The following is a 2,175-nucleotide window of genomic DNA, read 5'->3' on the forward strand; positions in this document are numbered from 1 at the left end:
GGGGCGACGCCAAGGCAGGACCTTTCACGGATGGTGTGCCGTCCGAACCGCCATAGGATGCCACGCAGCCCCCTGTAGCACCAAGGGAGTTGCCGTCCAGGCCACGGCGATGAGGGATCGCGTTTCCCCTCAGGGCGTCGGCCCGGCGGGGTCAGATCGAGTGGTCGAGCAGCGGTACGAGCTTCACCCGCGCCGCAGTCTCGGCGGCCAGGGTCTCGGCGCCCCAGCGGCGGGCGAGGACGGCGCACACCATCAGCTGCAACTGGTGGAAGAGCATCAGCGGCAGCACGATCAGCCCGGCCGCCGCGCCGGGGAAGAGGACGGCGGCCATGGGGACGCCGCTGGCCAGGCTCTTCTTGGAACCGCAGAAGACGATCGCGATCAGATCGCCGCGGTCGAATCCGAGCCGGCGACCGCCCAGCAGGGTGGCGGTCAGGACCAGCGCCAGCAACACCGACTCGGCCACGAGCAGGGCGGCCAGCCGGGGCAGCGAGAGCGCGCCCCACATCCCGCCGACGACGGCGGCGCCGAAGGCGCTGTAGACGACCAGCAGGATCGAGCTGCGGTCCACCAGGGCGAGGACGGCGCGGTGGCGGGCCGTCCAAGCGGCGATCCAGCGGCGCAGCAACTGGCCGGCGGCGAAAGGGAGGAGGAGTTGTTCGGCGATCTCCAGCACGGTGCCCGCCGAGATGCCGCCCTTGGTGTGCAGGAGCACGGCGGCGAGGAGCGGGGTCAGGAGGATGCCGAGGAGGCTGGAGAAGGTCGCGCTGCAGACCGCGGCGGCGGTGTTGCCGCGGGCGATGGAGGTGAAGGCGATCGAGGACTGCACGGTGGAGGGCAGGAGGGTCAGGAAGAGCAGGCCCTCGTAGAGCTGCGGTGACAGGACGGTCGGCACCAGCAGGTGGGCGGCCATCCCGAGCAGGGGGAAGAGGACGAAGGTCACCGCGAGCACGGTGCCGTGCAGTCGCCACTGCTTGAGTCCGTTCCAGGCCTCGCGGGCGGAGAGGCGGGCGCCGTAGAGGAAGAACAGCACGGCGACCCCGGCGGTGGCGGCGTCCGAGACGACCGGTGCGGCGGCGCCACGGGCGGGGAGCAGGGTGGCGAGTAGCACGGTGCCGAGCAGGGAGGCGATGAACGGGTCGACGCGGAGGCGGGCGCAGCGGCGCAGCAGTGACCGGGCGTGGAGGCGGCGGGGGCGGACTGGGGTGTTCGGGCGGGGCATGGTTCTCCGCGCGGGTGGTTTCGGGTGGGACGGTCTCACCCTTTCGCCCGGACGGGTGATTGTGAATCCCGCTGGCCGCACTCACTGTCATCATGCTTCGTGATATCAGCCGATAGAGTGGCCGGATGTTCGATCCGGTGCAGTTGAGGTCCTTCCTTGCGGTGGCCCAGACCGGCGGCTTCACCCGGGCCGCCCAACGGCTGGGGCTGCGGCAGTCGACGGTCAGCCAGCACGTGCGGAGGCTGGAGGAGGCCGCCGGCCGGCGGTTCTTCCTGCGCGACACCCACTCCGTGCAGCTGACCGGCGAAGGTGAGGCGATGGTCGGCTTCGCCCGGACGATCCTGGAGGCGCACGAGCAGGCGCTCGGCTACTTCGCGCGGACGCAGGTGCGCGGGCGGGTGCGGTTCGGCGCCTCGGAGGACTTCGTCGACACCGAACTGCCGCAGATCCTGCGGGGCTTCCGGCGGCGCAACCCGCAGGTAGACCTCGAACTCACCGTCGGGCTCAGCGCCGTGCTCTACGAACACCTGGCCGACGGGCGGCTCGACCTCGTGCTCGGCAAGCGCCCGCCGGGCGGCGACTCCCAGGGCCAACTGGTTTGGCAGGACCGGCTGGTGTGGGTCGCGGCGGAGGACTTCCGGCCGGCGGACCCGGCGGAGCCGCTGCCGCTCATCGTCTACCCGCCGCCGAGCTTCACCCGGGCGCGCGCCCTGGAGGCCTGCGACCGCGACGGCCGGCCCTGGCGGATCGCCTGCACCAGCACCAGCCTCTCCGGGGTCCGGGCCGCCGCGCTGGCCGGCCTCGGGGTGGTGCCGCACGCCCGGAGCCTGGTCCCGGCAGGCCTGCGGCCACTGCCCGACCAGCCGGGCCTGCCGGACCTGGGCACAACCGACTTCGCCCTCACCACGGGACGCACCACAGCCCGCGGCCCGGCCCGGATCCTGGCCCAGGCC

The 2,175-nt window shown here is 72.7% G+C and carries 2 protein-coding genes; one reads left to right on the forward strand and one right to left on the reverse strand.

The window, feature by feature from the left end:
• Positions 1–151: 151 nt before the first annotated feature.
• Positions 152–1,222 carry a bile acid:sodium symporter family protein gene (locus AB0O00_RS36665; protein WP_363659031.1) on the reverse strand — a complete coding sequence of 357 codons (1,071 nt, stop codon included), beginning with the start codon at positions 1,220–1,222 and terminating at the stop codon, positions 152–154.
• A 125-nt stretch (positions 1,223–1,347) separates the two neighbouring features.
• Here AB0O00_RS36665 and AB0O00_RS36670 point away from each other — a divergent pair.
• A partial coding sequence (locus AB0O00_RS36670) for a LysR substrate-binding domain-containing protein (RefSeq protein WP_363659032.1) occupies positions 1,348–2,175 on the forward strand: 828 nt, incomplete at its 3' end.

Source organism: Kitasatospora sp. NPDC093558 (assembly GCF_040683475.1).
Classification (GTDB): domain Bacteria; phylum Actinomycetota; class Actinomycetes; order Streptomycetales; family Streptomycetaceae; genus Kitasatospora.

Excerpts from the sequence above, each read along its gene's own strand:
- AB0O00_RS36665 (WP_363659031.1), bottom strand. The coding sequence starts at position 1,222 with ATGCCCCGCCCGAACACCCCAGTCCGCCCCCGCCGCCTCCACGCCCGG.